Raw genomic sequence first — 24,443 nt, 5'->3', positions numbered from 1 at the left:
GTGGGTTTCACCAGTAGCGCAGATCGAGCGTGAACGGAAACTCGAGACTGCGCTGCGGCAGGTCGACCGTGAGCGGCCCCGGCGTATGACCCGACGCGAAGAAGCGCGCGCGCCGCCGGCTCTCCGCCTCGTAGGCGTTGACCGGGAAGGTCTGGTAATTGCGCCCGCCCGGATGAGCGACATGATACTGGCACCCGCCCATCGAGCGGCCGCTCCATGTATCGACCAGATCGAAAGTGAGCGGCGCGTCCACGCCGATGGTCGGATGCAGCGCCGACGGTTGCGACCATGCGCGAAAGCGCACGCCGGCCACGTATTCGCTGACGCGGCCGGTCGGCTGCAACGGCACCGGCACGCCGTTGACGGTCAGCACATGGCGGTTGTCGTTCAGACCGAGCGCGCACACTTCGAGCCGCTCCACCGACGAGTCCACATAACGCACCGTGCCGCCCGCCGAACCCTCTTCGCCCATCACGTGCCAGGGTTCGAGGGCGTTGCGGATCGTCAGCGAGACGCCGCTCACCGTGGTCGCGCCGACCAGCGGGAAGCGGAATTCGAAATGCGGCGCGAACCAGCTGCTGTCGAACGCGAAACCGGCGCGGTTCAACTCGCCGAGCACGTCGTCGAAATCCATCTTCACGAAAGTACCGAGCAGGAAGCGGTCATGCAGCTCGGTGCCCCAGCGCGTGAGCCGCTGCGTGTACGGCGTGTGCCAGAAGCGCGCCACCAGCGCGCGCAGCAACAGCTGCTGCACGAGACTCATGCGCGCGTGCGGCGGCATCTCGAAGCCGCGCAATTCGAGCAGGCCGAGGCGTCCGGTCGGGCCGTCGGGTGAATAGAGTTTGTCGATGCAGAACTCGGCGCGGTGCGTGTTGCCCGTCACGTCGATCAGGATGTTGCGCAACGAGCGGTCGATCATCCACGCGGGCAGGTTCGCGCTATCGCGGCCGCCGAGCAGGTCGATCTGCCGCTGCAACTCGCGGAACGCGACTTCGAGTTCGTAGACCTGATCGTTGCGCGCTTCGTCGATACGCGGCGCCTGGCTGGTCGGCCCGATGAACAGCCCCGAGAACAGGTACGACAGCGACGGATGGTTGTGCCAGTACGCGATCAGACTCGCGAGCAGATCGGGCCGGCGCAGGAACGGACTGTCGGCGGGCGTCGCGCCGCCCAGCACGAAGTGATTGCCGCCGCCGGTGCCGGTGTGCCGCCCGTCGGTCATGAACTTCTCGCTGCTGAGATAGCTTTGCGCCGCCGACTGATACAGGTACTCGGTGTGGTCGACCAATTGCTCCCAGTTCGCGGCCGGATGAATGTTCACCTCGATCACGCCGGGGTCGGGCGTCACCTGCAACACGTTCAGACGCGCGTCGCGCGGCGGCGGATAGCCTTCGAGCACCACCTGCATCTGCAACTCGGCCGCCGTCGCTTCGACCGCAGCGAGCAGGTCGAGGTAATCGTCGAGTTCAGTGAGCGGTGGCATGAATACATGCAGCAGCGTGCGGCCGCTGCCGAACGCGTCCGTTTCGGCTTTCGGACCGGCGGCGCGTTTCGGGTCGCGCGCTTCGACGCAGATCGCCGTGCGCAGTGTTTCCTTCGACGACCGCCCGCGCGCCGGCGCCTGCTCGTCGCCAGGCTGGCGGGCGTAGGCCGGCACGCCGCTGCCCGCCCTGCCGCTCAGCAGGTCCGCCGCCGACCGCGACAACGCGGCGGCCTGCCGTGCCTCGTCCGCGGCCGGGTTCGAGGTCGCGGCACGCTGCTCGCCGTCGTACTGCTCCACGTCGTATTGCATCCGCAACTGCGCGGCCGAACGCAACGGCACCGGCGGCGCGAACGGATCGTGCGCGTGCTGATACGGATAGTCGGTCTTCGACACCCACGGCAGCGCGTCGAGCGGCAGCCGATAACCCATCGGCGAGTCGCCAGGAATCAGGTACATGCGCTCGTCGCGGAAGAACCAGCGGCCGCTGACCCACTTCGGCGCGTCGTGCGGCACGTCTCGTTCGCGGGCGAGCGGCAGCACATAACCGGTCGCGCCGCCGAGCCCCGCATCGAACACGCGACGCAAACGCGCGCGCTCCAGTTCGTCGTCGAGCCGCGCGTCGAACGGATCGACATTGACCGGCAAGCGGCGCTCGCGCCACAGGTAGTACCAGACGTCTTCGAAACCGGGCTGGATGCAGTCCGTGTCGAGCGACAGCCTGGTCGTGAGATGCGCGAGGAAACGTTGCGCGTCGCCGGCCGTGTAGCGGCCAGGCTCGCGCTCGTCGGCGAACAGCGCCGGGTTCTGCCAGCAAGGCTCGCCGTCGGCGCGCCAATAGAGCGACATCGCCCAGCGCGGCAACTGCTCGCCCGGATACCACTTGCCCTGGCCGATATGCAGGAAGCCGTTCGCGCCGTAGCGCGCGCGCAGCTTCTCTATCAGCGCGACCGCATAACCGCGCTTGGTCGGGCCGAGCGCGTCGGTGTTCCATTCCGCGGCGTCGCGATCGCGCACCGACACGAAGGTCGGCTCGCCGCCCATCGTCAGGCGCACGTCCATGTCGGCAAGCTGCCGGTCGACCTGCGCGCCCATCTTCAGCACGTCGCCCCACACCGTTTCGCTATACGGCTTGGTGACGCGCGGCGTCTCCAGCACCCGTTCGATCGACATCGTGTGCTCGAACTCGACTTCGGACTCGTCGACCGCGCCGGAGATCGGCGCCGCGCTGCCCGGCTCCGGCGTGCAAGCGACCGGGATATGCCCTTCGCCCGCGAGCAGTCCCGAGGTTGGATCGAGGCCGATCCAGCCCGCGCCCGGCAAGTAGACCTCGCACCACGCGTGCAGATCGGTGAAGTCGACTTCGGTGCCGCTCGGGCCGTCGATGGATTTGACGTCGGGCGCGAGTTGCAGCAGATAGCCGGACACGAAGCGCGCCGCCAGTCCGAGTTGCCGCAAGGTTTCCACCAGCAGCCAGCCCGAATCGCGGCACGATCCCGCGGCGCTTACGAGCGTTTCCTCGGGCGTCTGCACGCCCGGCTCCATGCGGATCAGGTAGCGGATCTCGCGTTGCAGCCGCTGATTCAGCGCGACGAGGAAGTCGGCGGTGCGGGCCGGCGTGCGGTCGATGCTCGCGACGAACTCGGCGAAGCGCGGCGTCATCGGACGCTTGATGCGGTACGGCGCGAGTTCGAGCGCGAGGCTGGGCGCGTAGTCGAACGGGAACTGCTCGGCCGATGGTTCGAGAAAGAAGTCGAACGGGTTATACACGGCCATCTCGGCGACCAGATCCACGGTCACCTTGAATTCGCGCGTCTTCTCGGGAAAGACGAGGCGCGCCTGATAGTTGGCGAACGCGTCCTGCTGCCAGTTGATGAAGTGTTCGGCTGGCTCGACCCGCATCGAATAAGCGAGGATCGGGGTCCGGCAATGCGGCGCAGGCCTGAGACGCACGACTTGGGGCGACAGGGCGACCAGCCTGTCGTAGCGGTAATGTGTGACATGATGCAACGCGACGCGTATGGACACACCGGACTCCTGGACGAAGGATGGCAGCCCGCCAAAAAGCAAGCTTCATGCCGTTTATAGAACGAGCGCGAAAGCCGTGTGAACGGCGTGTACGGCCCGGATCACCGCCTGCTGCGAAGTCTGCCGCGCGTGGCCGACCGTCCGGACGATCGAACCGCGCGGATTGCCCTGCCCGTTGCAAAGCCGCGCACCAAAGCGGCGCAGCGCCCATGCACGATCATGTACGTAATGTGCGTTAAACCAGTGACCTCTGGCAAATGCGGCATGAAGATTGCGGCGGGTCTTCGCTCACGACCGCCACTTCCTCCCGGGCTCGACCGATGAAAACCTTCCACTGCAATCGCTGCTCGCACCTCGTGTTTTTCGAAAACGTTCGCTGCGAACGGTGCGAGTCGTTGCTCGGCTACGTACCTGAACTGGCGGAGATCAGCGCGTTCGAAGACGCCGGCGAAGGACGCTGGCGCAGCCTGCATCCCGGCGCGGACGGCGCACTGTTTCGCCAGTGCCACAACTACGCGGTCGAAAACGTCTGCAACTGGATGATCCCCGCCGACTCGCCCGACGTCTTGTGCCGCGCCTGCCAGCTGACCCGCACGATTCCGAATTTGAGCGCGCCGGACAACCGGCTCTACTGGTATCGGCTGGAGACGGCGAAGCGGCGCCTGCTCTATACCTTGGCGGGACTCGGCCTCGACGTGAAGTCGCGCCAGGCGGACCCCGAACATGGCCTCGCGTTCGAATTTCTCGAGGACGGCGGCGACGGTTCGCGCGTGATGACCGGCCATGACAATGGACTGATCACGCTGAACATCGCGGAGGCCGACGACGCGCACCGCGAGAAGGTGCGGACCGCGATGGGCGAACCGTATCGGACGCTGCTCGGCCACTTCCGCCACGAAACCGGCCACTACTATTTCAGCCAGCTAGTTGAGAACAACCCGCGCTGGCTCGAGCCCTACCGCAAACTGTTCGGCGACGAGAGCGTCGACTACGGCGAGGCGTTGAACGCGTACTATCGCAACGGCACGCCGGCCGACTGGCAGGCGTCGTACATCAGCGCGTATGCGACGATGCACCCGTGGGAGGATTGGGCGGAGACGTGGGCGCACTACATGCTGATCGTCGACGTGCTGGATACGTCGACTTCGTACGGCGTCGCGCTGCTGCCCGACGATCCGAGCGAGCCGACGCTCACCGACCGTACCCCGGTCGAGGACGCCAGCTTCGAGAATCTGATGAAGCGCTGGTTTCCGCTCACCTATGCGTTGAACAGCCTGAACCGCAGTCTTGGGATGGCGGATGGCTATCCGTTCACATTGGCCGCGCCGGTGGTGGACAAGCTGCGCTTCGTGCATCGGGTGATCGAGGAGGCGAGCGACAAGTCGCATCCGCGTGAGACGGCGACGCCGGCGGGACAGGTCGCTGCGGGGCAGTTGCCGGTGCAGGTTGCGCAAGAGGCAATCATCCCCAACACAAAAATCAAGGCAAAAAAAAACCGCGGATGACTCGATGGCCATCCACGGTATCCATTGCTCGGAGAAACGAGACGAGACGCGTCGCAATCGAATCGAGCGACTCGACGCTTTAGCGCCCGCTACTTTTTCTGCTGCAAGAGCGACTTGAGCTCCTGCACATTCTCTTCTACGCGTTTTGCGATCACCGCATACGACTCCGTTTGCGTCTGATAAGCGGCTTGCGCCAGTTGCTGCATATCGGCGAGCGCCTTGTGCAAACTCTGCTGGATCAGCTCGGCGGTTTTCGCCGAAGGCGCGGCGCCGCCGGCCGACAACTGCCCCGTCAACGACTGCAGCTCGCCCAAGGTCGAGCGCAACATGTCGGCCTGCTTCTGCGCAAGCGACTGCATCCCCTGGAAGGCCGTCTGATTCGCCTGGACCAGTGCTTCCATGTCCTTGCGCCGCGCTTCCATGATGGCGGGAACGTCGAAGCCGGGGAGCTTGAACTGCTCCAGCATTTTGGTGAAATCGCCAAACGGATTGGCGGCGTCAGGTCGGTCCATGCGAAATCCTCCTTAACGGTTGAATATTCGCCGGCGGTGCAGCGCCGCGACATCTTCGCGTGACGCAGGCACTGGCGGCGGCGTGCGCCGCACAACCGGCAAAGGCTTGCTGGTTCTGGGGTCGGACGGCACATTGGAGCAATCATGCGCTATCCGGAAGCATTGCGCCAGCGGACTCACCCTGGCTCGCACCGCGCCCTTCTTGCGGCTTCGAGCGCGCCGGCGGCGCTGCATGCAAGGTTTGGTAAGTTACACGACGACTTCAGTAACCCTACGAAACGCCATGTCGGCTACGGTTGCTTATATGCCGACGCACCGAGGCGCCGGCATTGTCTCGACGGGAGCGACATCGTGAAAAAAGCAACAATCTTCGGCGCGGCCCTGACCGCCATTCTGACCGTGGCCGCGACGGCCGCGCTCGCCCAGGAGGCAGCGCCGCCTCCGTCGGCCGCGCAAATGCAGCGCGGCGACGGGCCGCCTGCGCCGCACGGCGCGATGGGTTCGATGATGGGTCCGCGGGGCCCGGGTTTTGCGGTGATCAACGATCTGGAGCAGTTGCGCCGGCTGTATGCGATGAGCGGACATCCGGGCGAGATCATTGCCGTGTATCACGACGTGTTGAGCAAGACGCAGGATCCGATGCTGCGGCACTACATCTACGATTCGCTGGCTCGCGAGCAGCTGAAGCCCGCCAACCCCGAGCAGGCGATCGCGACGCTGCGCACCAGTTTGTCGGAGGATCTGGCTGCGGCGAATAAGGCGCCGCATGCTGGGCCGGGGATACCGGCGGCGGGTCAGGCGCAGTAACTTGGCGGGTGGTGGGCGGGGTGCCGTGCGGCGTGCGATGCGGGCGTGATGTGCGGGTGTGCGATGGCGGTCACGCGGTGCCGATGTCAGCAATTCGTACCCGCCCCCGCCAGTTGGAAGCGCTCCCGCCAACCCACAGCGCCCTCGTCCAGCACGCTACGTTAGCTTCCCCACATAGCCGCTTCACTGCCACTTTTCATCTTCCATCAGGTGATTAGGATAAGAGCACCTGAAACGCTAGTGCCTGGTGAAGAATGCGCTACCCGCTGAATCTGGCAGTTGCCGCCGCCCTGCTCGTCTTCGTCCTGTGCTGCATCGTCAGGCTCGCCTTGAACTGATGCGCGATTCTCGCGGCGCACCTCGCGCCATTTCACGACTTCGCGCCACGTGCGAATGAAGCGGATCTGAGCCCGCGAACCGTCTCTCCCGCCCCGTCCCGCTCCGTTTTAGCGCCGCGCCAACGCCGCCGGCAGCATCGCTGCGTCACCGCTTTTCAGCGTGACATAGCACGAAATAATTGTTGAATGGAGTTCGGCAAGTGACTCGCCCATACTTCGTTTCGCTGCCGGTGCGTACGAAACAAGGACGCATGAGATCAAGAGTGTTTCACGTGCGAATACGTTTCGCCGGTGATCAACGATCCTACGGTTGCCCGATCATCGGCTGATACGTTCGAACCTACCGGCACCGCGTGCCGACGACAGGATGAACATGTTGACTTCAGTGAATTTCCTCAAGAAGAACGCCACCCGTTTGGTCTGCGTGGCAATGGTCTGCTGCAGCGCGTTGCTGGGCGGCTGCGCAGGCGGCAGCATCAGGAACGCGAGCGAAGCGAGCGCGCAGCCGCAGGTGCGGCCGGACACCATTTATGTGTACACCTTCGACGCGAATCCCGATCAGGTCAAACTCGACAGCGGCATGTTGCAGAAACTGAAAACGCACCTCGGCGGTTCATCCGCGGCACAAAAACAGGTCACCGATGCAGACGAAGTACGCGAGCAGGTGGCGAACGAAATCGTCCATCAACTGCAAATGCTGGGTCTGCACGCGACTCGCTCGGATGGCCCCGCGCCCGCCGATCAGAACGTGCTGCTCGTGCAAGGCTGCTTCGATACGATCGACTCGGGCAGTCGCCGCCGCCGCACGCTGATCGGCCTCGGCGCGGGCAAGAGCGAGGTAAACAGCTCGGTGCAGATTCTGTACAAACCCGCGGGCGGCACGCCGCGTCTGGTGCAAAGCTTCAACGCCGACGCGGACAGCGGCAAGGCGCCTGGCATGGTCGAAACCGCGGGCGTGGGCGCGGCCGCCGGCAGCATCGCGACCATGGCGGCCGTGGGCGGCGGCTTGCACGCGGTATCCGAAACCAAACGGGCCGGTGTCTCAGCGGACGCGAAGCGCCTCGCCGATGCGGTGGCGAAACAGATTGCGCAGATTGGCGTCGACGGCGGATGGTTGTCGACGGAACATACGAAGGGCTGATCGCCCGCAATTGGATCGCATGGCGAGCGGGTAAAAAAACTGCGCGGCAGTGTGGAGCGGAACTCCACACTGCCGCGCGTTTTTGTTCATGCGTTCGTAATGCGCAGCCACACCGCATCGCGGGCCAACAGCACATATCGGTACAACTGATTTCAGTCCGATGCCAACGCGTTTACGCGACCGCGTAGCGTTCGAGCCAATGCGCGTAAGGCGCGGGCAACGTCCACGACGCGCGCTCGATGCCGAGCTTGCGCGCCGCGTGGTACGGCCAGTGCGGGTCGGCCAGATGCGCGCGACCGACCATCACCAGATCGAGCTGCTGGTTCTTCACCGAACGGTCCGCCAGCTCCGGCGTATCGATCCCCCACGCCGACGAAACCGGAATGCCGGCCTCGCGACGCACCCGCTCGGCGATCGGCGCGAGGAACGCCGGCGCCCACGGAATCGCCGCTTTCGGCGTGGAGAAGCCCACGCTGACGCTCAGCATGTCCAGCCCTTCGCGCTTGAAATTTTTCGCGAGTTCGATCGATTCCGCGAGGGTTTCCTCGTCGCGGCCGTCGTACTCGATCACGCCGAAACGCGCGGTCAACGGCAGATGCTCGGGCCATACCTTGCGCACCGCGGCCAGCGTTTCCAGCAGGAAGCGGCTGCGGTTTTCCAGGCTGCCGCCATAGGCGTCGTCGCGTTGATTCGAATGCGTCGAGAAGAAGCTCTGGCCGAGATAGCCGTGCGCGAAGTGCAATTCGAGCCATTCGAAGCCCGCGTCGCGCGCGCGCTTCGCGGCGGCGACGAAGTCTTCGCGAACCCGCGCGATGTCATCGAGCGTCATGGCTGTCGGCACTTTCGGCAGATGCGCGCCGAACGCGATCGCCGACGGCGCAATGGTCTGCCAGCCGCGGCTGTCGTCGGCGGCGATGTGATCGTCGCCCTCCCACGGACGGTTGGCACTGGCCTTGCGCCCCGCGTGACCGATCTGGATACCCGGCACCGAGCCGGCCGCCTTGATCGACGCCACCACCGGCGCGAAAGCCTGGGCCTGCTCGTCATTCCAGATGCCGGCGCAGCCCGGCGTGATACGGCCTTCCGGCGACACGGCCGTCGCCTCGACGATCACCAGCCCCGCGCCGCCGCGCGCGAGACCGGCCAGGTGCACGCGGTGCCAATCGTTGATCAGACCGTCTTCGGCGGTGTACTGGCACATCGGCGGAATGGCGATACGGTTGCGCAAGGATACGTCCTTGAGCTTGTAGGGCTGAAACAATGCGGACATCAGGCTAAACTCCTGTGGATAGGCTTGTACGGTAGTTCGATAAACATCGAATGACCGAGTATCGCAGAAACCTTTATCACTTGCACAATGCGCACCTATACCCATCCGGCCGCCGAGGACTTCACGCTCGGACGGCTGTTCCATGCTCTGAGCGACCCGGTTCGCCTCGAAATCGTCCGGCGGCTGTCATCGGTCGATGAGGCCACCTGCGGCGAACTCGACGGCGGCCGTCCCAAGTCGAGCGTGTCCCATCACTTCCGGATCCTGCGCGAGGCGGGGCTGGTGCGCACGCGCGTGGCCGGCACCGTACATCAGAATTCGCTGCGGCGCGCGGAACTGGACGCCCGTTTTCCGGGCTTGATGGAGGCGATTGTCAGGCAGATCGTCGCGGAACCGGTGGTGGGCGAGCCGGTTTGAGGGGCGGCTAGGGGTTGGCCGGAAGTTGCCGTTCGGCTGAGGAGTGCTGGCGTGGCCTGTCCCGCCCGCAAACCGCACGGCGCAGTCGCTGGCCGTCCTGTCTGATCCGGTTTGATCTGCGTCTGTTTGCCTCTGTCCGGTTCAGGCCGGTTCGGCGAAAAACGGCCGGCGAGTCGAACGCCGACTCAATCCACGCAATCCGCTCGAGTGACGCAATTCGCGCAATCCGCACTATTCGCGCCAAAGCTTTCGCATCAGCGCGAGCAACGCGGACGGCGCCGTGCCTTTTTGACAATAGCCGTCGAAATTGTGACATGCTTTGCCGGCTTCTTTGACGTGATCGTCATCCCGATCTGTACAACACGCCGCAGGTGCCGTCGTCGCCGACGCTCTATTCGGGCGGCAATCTGGCCGATCCGCAAACCACGGCGCTCACGTTGATGCGCAGCGTCTCCGTGTCCGACACGTTAGGCTTCCTGAACGATCGCGTGCTGTTCACGATCGGCGCGCGCCATCAGTCGATTCTCGCGAATACGTTCGACTACACGGGCAAGCAGACCCAGGCCTACAACCAATCGCTGATGACGCCGCTGTTCGGCCTCGTCGTCAGGCCGTGGCAGAACGTGGCGTTCTTCGCGAACCACATACGGCGCGTCGCTGGCCGCGTTCCAGATCGAGAAGCCGGAAACCTTCACGAATAGCCAGAACATTTTCGTTGCGGACGGCACGCAGCGTCATCGCGGCATCGAAGCCTCCGTGTTCGGCGAGCCGTACAAGGGCGTCCGCGTGATCGCCGGTGCAACGAATATCAACGCCACACAACTCGACACCGCCAGCGCCGCGACGGACGGCAAACGGCCGATCGGCGTGCCGAGTTTCATCTTCAACCTGGGCGCCGAGTACGACGTGCCGATGGTCAACGGCCTGACGCTGACCGCTCGCTGGACGCACACCGGCCCGCAGTATCTGAACACGACCAACACGCTGTCGATCCCGACGTGGGATACGGTCGACCTCGGCGGGCGCTACGCAGCCGTGCTGTTCGGCAGGCCGACGACGTTCCGCGCCAGCGTGCTGAACGTCGCGAACAAATCGTACTGGGCTTCAACGACCGGCGGTTATCTGACGCAAGGCGCACCGCGCACGTTCCTGATGTTGATGACCACGGACTTCTGATCGTTGGAAGCGGGTCGCCTTTCGGGGCGATTTCGAAACATGATGAAAAACGCCGCCGCGCCTCGCGCCTGGCGGCGTTTTTGTTTGTTTCAGCCAGGCTGCGCGCGGTAGTCAATTCGTCGAGAAGAACATAGCCGGCGCGTTGAATGCGACATGGACGGAGATGCAATTGCCGGGCCTTACAGGTGTCGCGGGTGTGACTGCCCGCTGCCGATATCGACAATCTCCGCTTCATTTCCCGTCGTACTTAAGCGCCTCATGTGAAAAGGTAACAGTCACCCCATGCGGATTTGACAATATTACAATGACCTTTCTTTCAACTGCGATCGGAAGGCACGCAATGGTTCTATTTCACCGTGGCGCAGCAATTCAGGCCTCGAGCGTAAGGTACGGCCACACGTTCGTAGCCCGCGCCTGCATTCTGAAGGAAGACGGCGAATCCATCTCACTGGGTGATCTTGGTCAGTTCGCAAGCCCCGCCTGTGCATACGAGTTTGCCGTGCGTTGTGCGAGTGCTTTTGTCGATGGCGCACCGATGCCTCGCCGCCCATTCGGCAAATCGCCCACCGTGGACGAAGCTGCAAAAAGCTAACGACTCGCCGTGACAGTCGGCGAACGTTGCTGAGACAGTTGACGACTGTCTGCAAAACAAACTGGATTCCGGGGCAGTAGGCCAAAGAGAAACAGTCAGCAAAGGAGACGTCATGTACAAGCCAGTGTTAAGCCGTTTTCAATACACCCGCCAACACGGTAAGCGACGCACATACGACGTAACGGTCAATCTCGTGCAAAAAGCTTCGGGCGTCTGCTCGTACGCAGCATGGGTGCATTTCGAAGCCGAATTCAAGGGTTCAGGGTTAATGCTCCCGCTCGTCGCCAATACGCGCGATGCCGCTGTGCGGGAAGCACAAATGCGTATCAAGAATGACATCGAAAATCTGATCGGTGTCGTCGAATAAAGCATTGGCGGGCTCGGCGCAAGTGAATACCGTGCGCGGCTGCCGAGCAGTTCGTTGCGCGAGGACTGACAACATGCCGTGTGTTTTTCCGACGATTGCCTTAGGTAGTGCAAGTGGCACGCGGCCAAACCGCATCCTACCGAACGGGCCCGTTCAGAAGGTAGCGAGCGTGAAGCGGGTGAACCCGCTCGATGAACTGCATCAAGCCGGTCGCCGCCGCTGCCGCCAGATCAGTAGACGCGGCACGCTCGTCGTGATGGCCATGAGGTTCAGCGCGCGAGGCTCAAGCCAATGCGGGCGATCCAGTGCTTCTTGTTGTAGTCGAGAATGGTTTCGCCGTAGCCGTTGAAGTAACCGAGCCAGAGATAGCCGCCCCATGCATCGCCAAAGATCCTGGCGAGCGGATAGGTCAGTTGCGTGTCGATGCTGCCATACCAGCTTTTCGTGCCCTTGCGTAGTGTCGTTGCGAGCTCCCAGCTATTGGGGCTGCCGTACTTGATGAGCAGATCGACGTAGCCGCGGTAGTCCGCGATATCCGGGTTATCTTCCTTGCGGGAGGGGATGTAGTAGTAGACCTTCGGCGAGACCGTCAGATGATTCGACTGCGTGTCGCCGATTTCCCAGGTGGGACGCACGAAGACGATATCGATGCTGCGTGATTCGTCGCCATCCCGGCCATTGGATTCGTGTCCGAGGCCGGCCATTGCCGACATCTGTTTGAAGATGGGACTAGCCCATCCTGTGTTCGGAATCGAGTAGAACACTTGCGGCTGATAGGCGGTATCGTGAAATGGCGACTGGTGCTCGCGGATGTCCCACAGTGACGTCTGTGTGTACGCGAAATACAGGTTGTCGAACAAGCCTCGCGAACGTGGATCATCAGGAATCTTGATCCTGAACTTCAGGCTGAACTGGAACCTCGCCATATTGTTGCCGTTCGAACCGTCCGCGAAATAGATCGGCTCGAAAGTCGAGAAGCGGCTCAACAACATGCTGTCCATGCCTGGAAGCGGCCGGTTGCCCGGCGTGGGAGATCCCGGTTGTGCGGAGGCTTGCGCGACGGACTGATCCGTTTGCGCTGCCTGGCCGGTTGGCGTCGTGGCGGCGGACGGTCCAGCCGCCGCCTCCGCTGTGCCACGTCCAGTTCGCGTCAGTGCGACGATCACTGGAGAGACGTCAAGACCCACCACGTCGATCTTCACGAAGCCTCGTGCCCAGTCAGGCCAGGCAGCGGAGAAGCGTATCTTGCGGAATTGCGTCGCGGGCAGCGTGAGATGGTCCGGTGCGCCCGGTTCGCGCGTCAGGACAACCTGCCTCGGCGGGAAGTCGCCATTCGTCAGCGTGACCGTCAACTGCGGCGGTATCTTGAAGTCCTCGGGCATCGGCTGGTCGCCGCTATACATCAGCGTGACTTCGAGCGGTTGTTGTGTCGTCGCTTCGCGTGGTGGCTGCAGTATGGAAACTGCGGCGCTGGCCGCGCACGGAAACGTCAATGCGACGGACAGACCCGCCATTGCCATCCGGTATGACACGCCGTTTCCATCGCGCTTTGGTGGACGGTCCGGTTCGACGGCTGTCCGCGTTGCCAGCGTGCGTGTACAGGGTTGCCGTAGCAGGGGTTCGAGATCGTGTCGACGGCGACGATAGAGTGAAAGTCCCGGAAGATTGATCACAATGAACTCCTAAGCGAATAGCGCGGGAAGTCTGACCCAAACTCGGTCTTTCAGACCGTTCTACTTCTGATCAGGTATCTGAGTTGATTGATTCTTCCTTCTATAAAGCTTACTTGTTATTCGTGATGTGCTTCGCTAGCAGTGGCGTACGGACATGCACGGATGTACAGACGGAAAAAACGGGTTCAGTCGACGACTGTCACCGGTACTTTCGCACCGGCGATAGACATTACGATGTCCGGCGATCGGCCAGCAATCGTAAAGGAAAATTTCCATCGGCCGGCAAACTCGAGATCTTCTTTGGTAGGGGTGACCGATATGTGTCACGTCGGAGCAAGTGCGCCGACGGCGGAGCCCTTGTCGATCATCAACGCTCCGACAGGCATCATGCGTTCATACACGATGCCGACCTGGTGCACGAGCGCGATGTTGAGTTGAAAGCTGCGAGTCAGGCTGTGCAGGCGTCCAGCGCGAGCTTCGACGACAAGCGAAACCAATGAGTCCAATTACATCTTCGCAATGGCGCCGGCGCGTTTATCGAGGACTGGATCGACATGCTGGAAGCAGCGGTCCAGGAGAATCACGGCGTGCCGCTTACCGGTCGGCAAGGCGGCTCGCTGTTCTTCAACCTGCGGTATCGCGGGCTGTTTCTGAAGGCGTCAAAACGGGGACAGTCGTTGAAGATGGGACCGCCGAATTTGCCTCCTGACCAGGAGAACATCAACGCGATGGTCGCAGCGCTGCTCGCTTCGCCATGATCGATGTGAAGCACTGCCGGGGGTCCAACTGTCTTTCGCTTTCCAGAGGTCCTCAGCCCACCCCCAATCGCCCCTCAAACCGGCTCGCCCACCACCGGTTCCGCGACGATCTGCCTGACAATCGCCTCCATCAAGCCCGGAAAACGGGCGTCCAGTTCCGCGCGCCGCAGCGAATTCTGATGTACGGTGCCGGCCACGCGCGTGCGCACCAGCCCCGCCTCGCGCAGGATCCGGAAGTGATGGGACACGCTCGACTTGGGACGGCCGCCGTCGAGTTCGCCGCAGGTGGCCTCATCGACCGATGACAGCCGCCGGACGATTTCGAGGCGAACCGGATCGCTCAGAGCATGGAACAGCCGTCCGAGCGTGAAGTCCTCGGCGGCCGGATGGGTATAGGTGCGCATTGTGCAAATGATAAAGGTTTCTGCGATACTCGGTCATTCGATGTTTATCGAACTACCGTACAAGCCTATCCACAGGAGTTTAGCCCGATCAAGAAGCGCGGGCGTACTCTGCCCCCCGGTGACAGAGAAGTTCGTTGCAGCGATGAAGAAAAAAATCGGCGCGACGCCTTCCATCGAAGAGTCGCAGTGGCCCGGGAGCCGGATGATGGACGCCCTCGAACAGGTCGTACGCAAGCTGAAGCTCGCTATCGGCGACACAAGCTCCGAACATGGAGCCTCTTTTCATCGACGCGTCGATGCCGTCGCCAGCGCTGCCTGTGCACGCTGCAGCCATTCCCGATTGTGCTCCTTTGCGTGGCGCGGCCAGTGTTTGGCGTCGTGAACGATTTCCGTGTACAAGTCGTCCGCTCGACGGCGATCTGCCGCGTCCAGTTGCTCCGCCAGCCAGTCCGCGAACAGACAGCGGGGGGCCACGTCGGTCGCGCAGGTCAACGCCTGCTCGAAGGCCGCGCGCGCATCGGGCTCCCCAAGCGCGGCGTGCGTGCGTGCATAAAGCAGCGCCGGTCCACCTTGATTACGGGCCTGCGGGTTGGCCGCGAAAAGGTTCGACAAGGTTGCGTCGGCTGCTGTGTAATTGCCCATCGCAAACTGTGCCCGCCCCAAGCCGAGCAGTAAGACAGGGTCGTTCGCGAAGGGGCCGTTGGCGGCGGCCTGATAGTGCTCGAGCGCTTCGCTTGCGTTGCCGGCTTCCAGCAACGCTTCACCGAGTCGCATGCGATGCTGGACGGTGGGCGAGCGGTCGAATTCGGCGCGTGCTTCGCGCAACGCACGATTGGGGTCGACGAACTGCGTGATAGCCTGCGTGGCCGCTCGCGCGCCGCGCGACTGGCGCAGGCTCGGCAGGTAGACAGCGAACAAATACACGACGCTACCCAGCATCGGGAAAACGAACAGGATGAAAAGCCAGTAGAGGCCCTGCTGGCTGCGCACTGCGTGTACGGCAAAGCAGATCGCGATGATGACGTGAAGACCGATTCCAAAAAAATATGGCATGTCTTTTCAATCCTTGAGCGCTATGGGAGCGCCTGCCGGGAACGGCAGCGCTGATTCTTTATGGGCAAGTTTATTACACCATGCGCTCGTGCGACGTTTCGCGAGGTATCGCGTATCGACAGCAATCTGTTCATCCGCGCCGCGGACATCCACGCAAAAGCAGGCTGTTATTGCGAAGAGCCGTGGCATCGACTCAACGAGTCAATGGGTACCGGAGCGGATCAGCGTTTCCTTCGCTGAAGCCGGTCGCTCCTGCGTTTCCTGGCCGACCGGCCTCAACGCGTCGATGCCATTGCTTGCCGATTCCCGGTTGAGCACGGCTCGCGCCTGATTCATATCGAGCGCGCCCTCCCAGCGCGCGACCACAATGGTGGCGACCCCGTTGCCGATCAGATTGGTCATCGCGCGAGGCTTTCGGATCGGCGCGTAGGTGCCCGCCGTCTAAGCGGACAACTTCCGCATCTCGGCAATGAGATCCGCTTTTCCTTCGAAGCCGATACCGGGCAAGTCGGGCATCGTGATATAGCCGTTGTCCACCCTCACGCCATCCGGGAAGCCGCCGTACGGCTGGAACAGATCCGGATACGATTCGTTGCCGCCCAGACCGAGGCCGGCCGCGATGTTCAACGACATCTGATGGCCGCCGTGCGGAATGCAGCGGCTCGGCGACCAGCCGTGCTGACGCAGCATGTCGAGCGTGCGCAGATACTCGACGAGGCCGTAGCTCAATGCGCAGTCGAACTGCAACCAGTCGCGATCCGGACGCATGCCGCCGTAACGGATCAGGTTACGGGCGTCCTGCATCGAGAACAGGTCTTCGCCGGTCGCCATCGGCTTGTCGTAGTAGTTGCGCAGTGTCGCCTGCAATTCGAAGTCGAGCGGATCGCCCGGTTCCTCGTACCAGAACAGATCGTATGGCGACAGCGCCTTCGCGTACTGGATTGCGGTGTCGAGATCGAAGCGGCCGTTGGCATCGACGGCAAGTTTCTGACCGTCGCCAAGCACGCTCAGAATCGAATCGATACGGCGCAGATCTTCGTCGAGCGACGCGCCGCCGATCTTCTTTTTCACGACCGTATAACCACGGTCGATATAGCTGCGCATTTCATCTTTCAGCTTGCCGTGATCCTGGCCGGGGTAGTAGTAACCGCCCGCCGCGTACACGAAAATCTTGCGGTCGGGTTGACCGTTGCCATAGCGATCCGCGAGCAACTGAAACAACGGCTTGCCTTCGATCTTCGCCACCGCATCCCAGATCGACATATCGATCGTGCCGATTGCGACCGAACGCTCGCCGTGACCGCCCGGCTTCTCGTTCGTGAACATGGTCGCCCAGATCTTGTGCGGATCGAGGTTATCGCCGGTAGCGTCGACGAGCGTTGCGGGATCGGCTTCGAGAATGCGCGGAATGAAGCGCTCGCGCATCAGCTTGCCCTGGCCGTAGCGGCCATTGGAGTTGAAGCCATAACCGACGACAGGCTTGCCGTCCCGGATCACGTCCGTCACCACGGCGACGAGACTCAGCGTCATCTTGCTGAAGTCGATGTAGGCATTGCGGATCGGGGAACTGATCGGTACAGTCCTTTCGCGGATTTCAACGATTCTCATGAATGTCTCCTATAGCACTGCCGATTGTCGAAGCAACCGGCTGCGTGAGTTCATAGGTTATTCGCGACGACCGGCGTTATGATTCACTCAAAGTCACTTCTTTATTAACTTAAGGTGAAAAGCGACCTCTCCTCCCATCTGGAGTTCTTTGTCCTGCTCGCGCGGCACGGCAATCTGTCCGCCGTGGCGCGCGATATGGACATCACGCCGCCGGCGGCCACCAAACGGCTGGCGCAACTGGAAGCGCGCCTGGGCGTGCGCCTGGTCAACAGAACGACGCGCAGCATCAGCCTGACCGCCGAAGGCGAGACCTACCTCGACTACGCGACGCGAATTCTGGCCGAAGTGCGGGAGATGGAGGAAGTCGTCTCGTCCAGCCGCTCCGTGCCCAAAGGGCTGCTACGGATCAACGCGACGTTGGGATTCGGGCGCACCACGATCGCGCCGCTCGTCTCCGAATTCGCGAAGCGGTATCCGCACGTCGAAGTGCAACTGGACGTCACGGACCGGCCGATCGATCTCGTCGAAAGCGGTGTGGATCTGGCGATCCGCTTCGGCGAGTTGCCGGACAAGCGGCTCAATGCGCGCCGGGTGATGTCGAATCGACGGTTCCTGTGCGCGTCGCCGCGCTATCTCGAACTGCACGGCACGCCTGAAACGCTCGCCGATCTGTCGAACCACCAGTGCATCGTGCATCGCCAGAACGACAACGCGTATGGGATCTGGCGTCTCATGCACAACGGCGACGCGCAAGCGATCAAGGTGCATGGCATGCTGTCGAGCAACGACGGCGACATCGTGCTGGGCTGGGCGCTAGACGGCCACGGCATTCTCGTCCGGTCGGAATGGGATCTTGCCAGGTATCTGGAGAGCGGGCGCTTGCGGATCGTGCTTCCGGAGGATTCAGGCGTATCACGGCGGCGCGCAGCAGATTACGTCGTGGCAGGCTCGCCGGGAGGCGGCGGGCCTCGCGGCACAGCGTGCAGCGGAGTTCGTGAGCGCGCTGGAGCGGCATGGCGTCCGCACACCCGTCGTCACCGGCGGGGGCACGGGCACGGTGGAGTTCGATGCGCGAAGCGGCATCTATACCGAGGTTCAGGCCGGCTCTTATGTGTTCGGCGACGGTGCATACGGCAGCCTCGAATGGACGGCTTTCGAAAAGCCGCGGCAGAGTCTTCACATTCTCTCCACCATCATGAGCGCGCCGCGACCCGGCGTTGCGGTGTGCGATGTCGGGCTGAAGGGGCTGGCTGTCGATTCGGGATTGCCGCGGCATGTGGCGCCGCTTCCCCCGCCGCTCTCCCCTTTGGAGATGCCCGAACTGGCATACGTCGGAGCCAGCGACGAGCACGGCATGCTGGACATTGCGAACGATCGCGATTATGTGACCGAGCCGCTGATCGGGCAGCGCGTACTCATCGTTCCCGGGCATTGCGATCCCACGGTGAATCTCTACGATGAGTTCGTGTGCGTGCGAGACGCGCGCGTCGAGGCGGTGTGGAAGGTCGATGCGCGTGGTTTGTCGAGGTGATGAAGTGCAGGCTCGATTTCATGTCGAGTGGGTGGCAACGGTGTCGGTGCCCGGCGGCCTGAGCGCGGCAAGATTTGACCAACGCAGCCCAATATCGAGTCCGCAGATCTTTTCCTGTTAGATGTCGATCCTGCGGCTTGTCGATCGTCGTTGCTTTGAAAGCAACCCGTCAAGATCCCTCGGATTCGCTGTTCTACCCGAGTTCCAGCCGTCGTCATCATCTGATTCAGGAGGAAACACAGTGGACAAACTCGACAATCCGATCCTGCTGGTTCTGGATCGCTACAAAGCCGCGGTATTCGCCAAAGACGTCGACTCGTTCGTCGCGCTGTACGACGGCGATGTGTTGGTCTTCGACATGTGGGGTGTATGGTCGTCAGAAAGGCGACGGGTGGAAGATTACCCACCAGCATACATCCTCTCCGATCGACCTCGAAACAGCGAAGGTTATTTTCAAGCGCTGACAGGGCATGGTCGATGGGCAGCGCCGGGGCGAAACCGCGACGTCGGCATTTCTACTCGTTCAACCTCGATAGTCATGTGCCTCGCACGCATTTCGTGCGAGGCATCGATCAGGTTCTCGATCACTTGATGGCGCGCCAGAAAACCACGTGCCGGTACGCGAATGAACTTAGCGGGTGACGAGCAACGCAGTGTGCATCCCCTGCGAATAGTGACCGGCCTTGTTGCAGATCAGCACGTAATGGCCCGGTGCGAGCATGAGTGTGAGACGTTTGCTCTTGCCGGGCGCCACGTCTTCCGCCTCGCCCATCTTCCTGAATCTGGCTTCGGGGACCTGTCCGTTCTTCACCGGCAGCCGATCGTCGGCCGTATCGGTCTTCAGCACAACCAGTTCGTGCTTCATGTTATTGTCCGCCGCATTCGTCACCTCGAAAGTGAGCGTTCCCGCCTTGACGCTGCCTGTATCGAGCTGAATCGCGTTCGATAGCAGCTTCACTCGTATCGTTTCGCTTGCCTCGCTTGACACCGAAACGAGACTGAGCGCGGCCGCGCATACGAAGATTGTGGTGCAGCCTCTGAATCTTGCGGACATAGCCGTTCCCCCCATCGGACGAGTGCGATTGAAACATAGTCGAGCGCTTTAGCCTGCTCACCGGCAGATGCTGATTGCTAAACGTATCGCGCGGGGGATTTATTCCTTTGGCCTGAGCCGAGGTCCGGGTGTGACGCGCTCGACCAGTGCGTGGTGACGGTCATGTTGATACTCGGGTGCATGACCTGATCGCGGGGTGACGCGGTTGATGCGCTTATGAACCGAGCGGCGCGTCTCATGCAGGGCCGCTGCGCCGTTTACCGGCGCATTGCCCGTCGTCAGAACACCGCTTATGTCACTGTCCGTTATCGTCGAGCGGCAGCGTCGGCCGCTCGACGCCAGAGGTCTAAGTTCGATCGGATTATTGCCACCGGCTTCTCCGTTTCATCGATCATCGTCCTTTTCATTCTGTTGCCCGCGCCTTCCCGAGCGGACCGCAATCCCTCCCTGGGTGATTGGACCGGGGGTGGAGTCCTCGATGACCTGGGACGGTGCCACATTGCCCCTTGCTCCCGGCGCGAACGCGAGAATGCGCAGGTTTGGCTCGGCAACAAGGAGCCGCCCGTCCGAGGAAACGGCGATCTTGTTTCCCGGCACGCCCGGCCCAGTGATTCCCGTGGCTGGACCGCTGATTGTCCGTACCGGCGGCACATCGCCGTTCGCCTTGGCGGCGAAAACGCTCACCTGAATCTGCGTCAGGTCCGTGGTCGCGTTGTAGACGAATAATTCGTCCGTACGAGGATCGACAGCGATCGTCATGTCGTTTCTTGCGAAGCCTACGCCCCCCGGCAACAGGCCGGTTTTGCTACCCGTGAGGCTGCGCAGAAGCGGCGGGGAGGTAATGCTCCGGCTCGTGCCAAGCGTGTCGATGATCACCGCCCCCTGTATGTCATAACCCGCAATCAGCAGATTGTCGTCGCTGTCAATGGCAATGCTCACGTACTGGCTGATATTCGCATCAGTAATGCGAATCGGATTGGGCAGAGGACCAGAGCTGTTATTGGGAACGACCAGCACTCCTGCTTCGGACGGTCGAACGGTCATGACGAAGTCGTTCAGGTGGGAATCCACCGCGATGCTGAGCAGATCATTTGTCTCCGTCAACATGAACGAGCGACGCGGCGCCTCATTGCCCTCGGCCTTCCGCGGAAAGATGTCGACGGTGCTGCTGGTGAGAAACTGCGCAACGTGAAAGAAGTCCTTTTTGTCGATCACCGTCGCTCCAGCGGTCATGAGGGTGGTGAGCGGCCCTTGCAGCAGTTGGCAGGGCTCGGTCGCCCCGTTGGCGCGCAAGGAGTAACCGCGAATCTGATCACCGAGGGCGAGAAAGGCGGCGTCGTTGGGGCAGGCGGCGTGCGCCAGTTGGACCCCGAACAGCATACTGACGACGGCGACACATAGCGCGGGTTTCATGACAGGCCTCCTCGGTCATATTGTGCGAATGCGCTCATCAAGCATAGACGCCGGGCGGAGGCAGAACGAACTTCCGCCAGTTGGAACCTGTGTTTTGGCGGACGATGCGAGAGAACGCCCATCGTTATCGAACGGTAGTCCGGCGTGCTAACGTGTTATGGCCCCATGTCGCATATGGATGAGCTTTTTTTAACGCATGATTGGCTCGTTCAGGCCCGGCAACGAACGGCGGGAACGCCTGTCATTCGGAGGGACGGCAGCAGCCCAAGTCGGAGCGAATGATACGTTCGAGCGCCCGCGCTTTTGATCACTCCAATGATCAATGAATATGCGTTTCACGTCGAAGGATGCGCGGGCACGACGCACGCCCCGAGCGCTGTTTCGGATCGACAGCACATGTGTGCATATCAACACAAGGCAACGGAAATTTGTAATCTATTTACCTGAAAAATGCGGAGAGCGAACGCCAGTCGAGGATTCCGGCAACCGGAACGGACCTGAAAAATTGAGCGACAACACACGCGGGTAACTAATGCAACCCTTGTGGGGTAAGGCGCCACCGGGGCTGATTTTAACAACGGTTTCCGTTAATGCACTGTGCATTGACAGCGTGCCGCGCCGTGATTGCCCGGATTGCGAACGATCATGCCAAATGCCGCATTCGACCTATACTTGGCATCGGAGAGTATGTGTCATGCTGACGTAACGAGGTGGTTCATTCGTGTTCTGAATGCAATAGACCAGAATAGCGGCAACGAACTCGTTGAAGGCCACGCGCACCGGGTCGAGCAGCGCTCTGACGCCGCGACAAGAGGAAATCCTCGAACTAGTCACCCGAGGCATCAGCAACAAAGCCATTGCGGCGCAACTTGGAATCAGCATCGACACGGTGCGTCGCCACGGCGCTCGAATAAAGAAAAAAAAGGCGGCCCCAACCACATCTTCCATTGCTTGCCAGCATCTTTGGGCTCGTCTCGATAACGCGCTCGCGCTGTCTCTGTCCGATCACAGATTGACTCCTGCCGAAACTCGCGTGGTGGTATTCCTTTGTCGTGGACTATCCAGCAAAGAGATCGCGCGTACTTTGAAGATCAGCTCCCGCACCGTCGACAAACATCGCGAGCACGTTCTGCGCAAACTCGGCATGCACTCGACCCGTCAGCTTACAGCCTGGGTCGCCGGTCAAAATGCAAAGAGTGGCGTACCTGTCGCGCCTGACAAATCCTGAGTCAAATACGCCACCCCGCGCTTCGTCTTCACCTCCAGGTCAACTGCCTTCTGATCCGACCGATCGAAAGTGAACAAGCGCATGATCATCGCGTCGCTTCACGCGCCGCTCCAACTCTGTCGTCTTGCCGAACCGGGTACTTGATGTCGCCGATATCCCGGATATGCACATCCTGTCGGCCTGAAATGAAGTCGAGCAGCAGCAGGACTCGTTGAGGTCTCGGCGGAGGAACAGTTGTTCGCCGGGAGGCTTTGATGTAGGCGGCGGCGGATCGGGTCCGACCGGTGACGGAACTGTGATCGCCGGATTCGCCGTCCCGATGATCGGAGCGGCATTGGCAGCATGATCCGCATCGGGCGGCGTCGCGGTTTCGAGCGTAACGGGCGCGGATCTCATGACCTTCCCTTTGACACAGGTCGCGGCCGAAATCCCGGTAGTTGTCCTTGAACGTAACCTGCTTTAGCCCGCGCCCCCGATAGCGCCAGCCGTCTCCGCTCGCGGCGTCGCCGTTACCGAACCGGCTCGCGTAGGCCAGGTTCGCAATCTGCCGTTGCCGTGCGATAGGGACCGTCGTCTCGCCTGGCTGTCGTCCGAGTTGCGAACGCATGCCTGCGGGAATGCGCGAGAAAATTTTCAGTGCATCCGGCGCATAGTTGAAGCTCTCGCTCAGCAGCCTGAATCCGCCGCTCTCATGCCCCATCTGCGCAAGCCACGCGGCAAGGCGCGCGGGCGTGTTGATGTCGAACTCGTCGGCAGCTGCCGTGATCGCTGAGATCCAGCGTTCGGCGAGCGCCGGCGAGAGGTTCGCCGCGCGCTGGAATGTTTCAGTGTCCATACGATCTCCAAAGAATGAACCTCCAGAATGCCGCTCACTTGTCAGTATTACTGACAATTATGATCTAACGAACGGCCGCCGTGCTTTACATGATAGGAGGTCTGGCCATGCGGCGGCGTGGATTACGTTGAATACACCTTTCGAAAGACCTTGGTTCGGCTCACACGAGTAATCAACGCTGCCGGGCATTGACTCGATCTCTCATTGCGCTTGAATCGCCACATCACGATTGGGGTCGCATGTCAATACGCAAAGAGTGGCATATCTATACCGTATGAAAAATCCTAATTTAAATACGTCATTCCACGCTTCGTCTTCCGGGGGCTGCGCTCAACGCTCACTCTGATCTCTCAAAACCGATTGGCTAACAGCTCAGCCCTTTTATCACAAGCGGATGTTTTGTCACGCTTTGAGCGCGCTACCAGGATGCTCAACGTACGCTTCAGTTCTTGGGCAGTGAGATCCGCCGTGTCGACGTCTCGACCTCGGCACAGCAGGAAAATGCAAACCGAAAGGAGCACTGTGATGCCATTCGACCCAGCGCAACTTGCAGCGCAAATGCAGAACCCAAATCTCGCGACATGGGCCAATTGTGACCTTAACAATCAAGCCCAATACATCGCTGCCTATACGGTTTATTTTAACGGCATACAAACGTGGATTGATCAGAACGGCGGAGATGGAAATCCGTTTGGCTGGGATAACGTCAATGGATTAGAAGTTAATGGACTTCAAGTCGTGCTTCAAGGTCCCGCGCAGAAGGCGCCTTTTAATGACGCTTTCAATGATGTGAGGGCGCACTTGGGCCAGCCAGGGTTTCGGCTCTTCCAGGCGGCTGAAGCCAATCAACGACTGATCACAGTTCTGAGTCGAATGTAATCCAGCACAGTGAATAGCCCAACAATCGGCATCTACTCGGACTGATGCGAAGCGTTAGGTGTGTATGGATAGAGCTGAATTAGTGGTGTCCGGTGGCGCGTCGGTTAGCTATGCGTTAGGCGGTCAACCAGTCGAGCCAAGGGAGAGAGAAAATGCTAAGTCCATAAGCATCGGTCACAGGACTTTCAATTACTCACTCTGTTTTCGCAGGGGCCGTTATCGGATCGTGACGAGACGCCTGGCTCACATTCAGCGCCGCCGGATCACGTCGCGCGCGTCGACACGATGATGCTGGGTTGTTTCGATTCCCGATTAATTGATATGGACTGTTTACTATAATGCAACGTCGGCAGGTGGCGACGTTCGGAGGACGC

20 protein-coding genes and 5 pseudogenes are annotated in these 24,443 nt (G+C 61.4%); 12 read left to right on the top strand and 13 right to left on the bottom strand.

The features are described from left to right. Window positions 1–7 precede the first annotated feature (7 nt). Window positions 8–3,508 carry a transglutaminase family protein gene (locus HV744_RS02945; RefSeq protein WP_175148048.1) on the bottom strand — a complete coding sequence of 1,167 codons (3,501 nt, stop codon included), beginning with the start codon at window positions 3,506–3,508 and terminating at the stop codon, window positions 8–10. Window positions 3,509–3,828: 320 nt separating this feature from the next. Here HV744_RS02945 and HV744_RS02940 point away from each other — a divergent pair, with 320 nt between their 5' ends. Continuing rightward, complete coding sequence (locus HV744_RS02940) at window positions 3,829–5,013, top strand: zinc-binding metallopeptidase family protein (protein ID WP_246278925.1); 1,185 nt, start codon at window positions 3,829–3,831, stop codon at window positions 5,011–5,013. An 89-nt stretch (window positions 5,014–5,102) separates the two neighbouring features. On the opposite strand, the gene HV744_RS02935 is transcribed toward HV744_RS02940, so the two are convergent. Then, the gene (locus HV744_RS02935; RefSeq protein WP_175148047.1) at window positions 5,103–5,525 is read right to left on the bottom strand and encodes a phasin family protein; all 423 of its coding nucleotides are present in this window, start codon (window positions 5,523–5,525) and stop codon (window positions 5,103–5,105) included. Between the two features lie 351 nt (window positions 5,526–5,876). Here HV744_RS02935 and HV744_RS02930 point away from each other — a divergent pair, with 351 nt between their 5' ends. Then, entirely contained in the window at window positions 5,877–6,332 is a 456-nt protein-coding gene (locus HV744_RS02930) for a hypothetical protein (protein WP_175148046.1), read from the top strand. 711 nt (window positions 6,333–7,043) lie between these two features. Beyond that, entirely contained in the window at window positions 7,044–7,811 is a 768-nt protein-coding gene (locus HV744_RS02925) for a DUF4410 domain-containing protein (RefSeq protein WP_175148045.1), read from the top strand. A 172-nt stretch (window positions 7,812–7,983) separates the two neighbouring features. Here the strand turns inward: HV744_RS02925 and HV744_RS02920 are convergent, their stop codons facing one another. After that, the gene (locus HV744_RS02920) at window positions 7,984–9,081 is read right to left on the bottom strand and encodes an NADH:flavin oxidoreductase/NADH oxidase (protein ID WP_175148044.1); all 1,098 of its coding nucleotides are present in this window, start codon (window positions 9,079–9,081) and stop codon (window positions 7,984–7,986) included. 87 nt (window positions 9,082–9,168) lie between these two features. On the opposite strand from HV744_RS02920, the gene HV744_RS02915 reads away from it, so the two are divergent. Beyond that, window positions 9,169–9,498, top strand: coding sequence for an ArsR/SmtB family transcription factor (locus HV744_RS02915; protein ID WP_175148041.1), 330 nt, complete (start codon window positions 9,169–9,171; stop codon window positions 9,496–9,498). 231 nt (window positions 9,499–9,729) lie between these two features. Here the strand turns inward: HV744_RS02915 and HV744_RS37095 are convergent. Next, window positions 9,730–9,855: pseudogene (locus HV744_RS37095) on the bottom strand (response regulator); the annotation flags it as partial. Between HV744_RS37095 and HV744_RS02910 the strand changes: the two are divergent. Further along, window positions 9,852–10,674, top strand: a pseudogene (locus tag HV744_RS02910) (TonB-dependent receptor domain-containing protein); the annotation flags it as partial. The pseudogenes HV744_RS37095 and HV744_RS02910 overlap by 4 nt on opposite strands. A gap of 704 nt (window positions 10,675–11,378) precedes the next feature. Further along, window positions 11,379–11,633: a hypothetical protein gene (locus HV744_RS02905; protein ID WP_175148043.1), complete on the top strand. Its 255-nt coding sequence runs from the start codon at window positions 11,379–11,381 to the stop codon at window positions 11,631–11,633. Between the two features lie 269 nt (window positions 11,634–11,902). On the opposite strand, the gene HV744_RS02900 is transcribed toward HV744_RS02905, so the two are convergent. Further along, window positions 11,903–13,165: a phospholipase A gene (locus HV744_RS02900; RefSeq protein WP_246278923.1), complete on the bottom strand. Its 1,263-nt coding sequence runs from the start codon at window positions 13,163–13,165 to the stop codon at window positions 11,903–11,905. A gap of 467 nt (window positions 13,166–13,632) precedes the next feature. Then, a pseudogene (locus HV744_RS02895) lies at window positions 13,633–13,734 on the bottom strand (methylamine dehydrogenase accessory protein MauD); the annotation flags it as partial. 126 nt (window positions 13,735–13,860) lie between these two features. On the opposite strand from HV744_RS02895, the gene HV744_RS02890 reads away from it, so the two are divergent. Continuing rightward, window positions 13,861–14,064 carry a hypothetical protein gene (locus HV744_RS02890; RefSeq protein WP_175148042.1) on the top strand — a complete coding sequence of 68 codons (204 nt, stop codon included), beginning with the start codon at window positions 13,861–13,863 and terminating at the stop codon, window positions 14,062–14,064. Between the two features lie 74 nt (window positions 14,065–14,138). Here the strand turns inward: HV744_RS02890 and HV744_RS02885 are convergent, their stop codons facing one another. The 4 genes and pseudogenes from HV744_RS02885 to HV744_RS02870 all read right to left on the bottom strand — a co-directional run bounded on the left by HV744_RS02885 (window position 14,139) and on the right by HV744_RS02870 (window position 17,129). Then, window positions 14,139–14,468, bottom strand: coding sequence for an ArsR/SmtB family transcription factor (locus HV744_RS02885; protein ID WP_175148041.1), 330 nt, complete (start codon window positions 14,466–14,468; stop codon window positions 14,139–14,141). 282 nt (window positions 14,469–14,750) lie between these two features. Further along, window positions 14,751–15,521 (bottom strand): tetratricopeptide repeat protein, encoded by a 771-nt coding sequence (locus HV744_RS02880; protein ID WP_175148040.1) that lies wholly within the window; start codon window positions 15,519–15,521, stop codon window positions 14,751–14,753. A 201-nt stretch (window positions 15,522–15,722) separates the two neighbouring features. Further along, a pseudogene (locus HV744_RS02875) lies at window positions 15,723–15,929 on the bottom strand (C4-dicarboxylate transporter DctA); the annotation flags it as partial. A 33-nt stretch (window positions 15,930–15,962) separates the two neighbouring features. Next, window positions 15,963–17,129, bottom strand: a complete 1,167-nt coding sequence (locus HV744_RS02870; protein ID WP_175148038.1) for a mandelate racemase/muconate lactonizing enzyme family protein — start codon at window positions 17,127–17,129, stop codon at window positions 15,963–15,965. A gap of 114 nt (window positions 17,130–17,243) precedes the next feature. Here HV744_RS02870 and HV744_RS02865 point away from each other — a divergent pair. From HV744_RS02865 to HV744_RS37080, 3 genes and pseudogenes are all read left to right on the top strand, one after another. After that, window positions 17,244–18,029 (top strand): annotated as a pseudogene (locus tag HV744_RS02865) (LysR family transcriptional regulator); the annotation flags it as partial. A gap of 94 nt (window positions 18,030–18,123) precedes the next feature. Next, window positions 18,124–18,660, top strand: coding sequence for a type III PLP-dependent enzyme domain-containing protein (locus HV744_RS37085; protein WP_246278922.1), 537 nt, complete (start codon window positions 18,124–18,126; stop codon window positions 18,658–18,660). Window positions 18,661–18,901: 241 nt separating this feature from the next. Then, on the top strand, window positions 18,902–19,252 hold the full coding sequence (locus HV744_RS37080; RefSeq protein WP_246278921.1) for a hypothetical protein: 351 nt from the start codon (window positions 18,902–18,904) through the stop codon (window positions 19,250–19,252). Window positions 19,253–19,291: 39 nt separating this feature from the next. Here the strand turns inward: HV744_RS37080 and HV744_RS02850 are convergent, their stop codons facing one another. After that, complete coding sequence (locus tag HV744_RS02850; RefSeq protein ID WP_175148036.1) at window positions 19,292–19,714, bottom strand: cupredoxin domain-containing protein; 423 nt, start codon at window positions 19,712–19,714, stop codon at window positions 19,292–19,294. A gap of 384 nt (window positions 19,715–20,098) precedes the next feature. Further along, window positions 20,099–21,127 (bottom strand): NHL repeat-containing protein, encoded by a 1,029-nt coding sequence (locus tag HV744_RS02845; RefSeq protein ID WP_175148035.1) that lies wholly within the window; start codon window positions 21,125–21,127, stop codon window positions 20,099–20,101. A 763-nt stretch (window positions 21,128–21,890) separates the two neighbouring features. Here HV744_RS02845 and HV744_RS02840 point away from each other — a divergent pair. After that, window positions 21,891–22,355: a response regulator transcription factor gene (locus HV744_RS02840; RefSeq protein ID WP_217469080.1), complete on the top strand. Its 465-nt coding sequence runs from the start codon at window positions 21,891–21,893 to the stop codon at window positions 22,353–22,355. Between the two features lie 85 nt (window positions 22,356–22,440). On the opposite strand, the gene HV744_RS02835 is transcribed toward HV744_RS02840, so the two are convergent. Next, window positions 22,441–23,190 carry a glycoside hydrolase family 19 protein gene (locus tag HV744_RS02835; RefSeq protein ID WP_175148034.1) on the bottom strand — a complete coding sequence of 250 codons (750 nt, stop codon included), beginning with the start codon at window positions 23,188–23,190 and terminating at the stop codon, window positions 22,441–22,443. Window positions 23,191–23,715: 525 nt separating this feature from the next. Here HV744_RS02835 and HV744_RS02830 point away from each other — a divergent pair. Continuing rightward, window positions 23,716–24,069 (top strand): hypothetical protein, encoded by a 354-nt coding sequence (locus HV744_RS02830; RefSeq protein WP_175148033.1) that lies wholly within the window; start codon window positions 23,716–23,718, stop codon window positions 24,067–24,069. Window positions 24,070–24,443: the final 374 nt, after the last annotated feature.

The organism is Paraburkholderia ultramafica (assembly GCF_902859915.1).
GTDB lineage: Bacteria > Pseudomonadota > Gammaproteobacteria > Burkholderiales > Burkholderiaceae > Paraburkholderia > Paraburkholderia ultramafica.
This window is presented reverse-complemented; position numbering and strand designations above follow the sequence as displayed.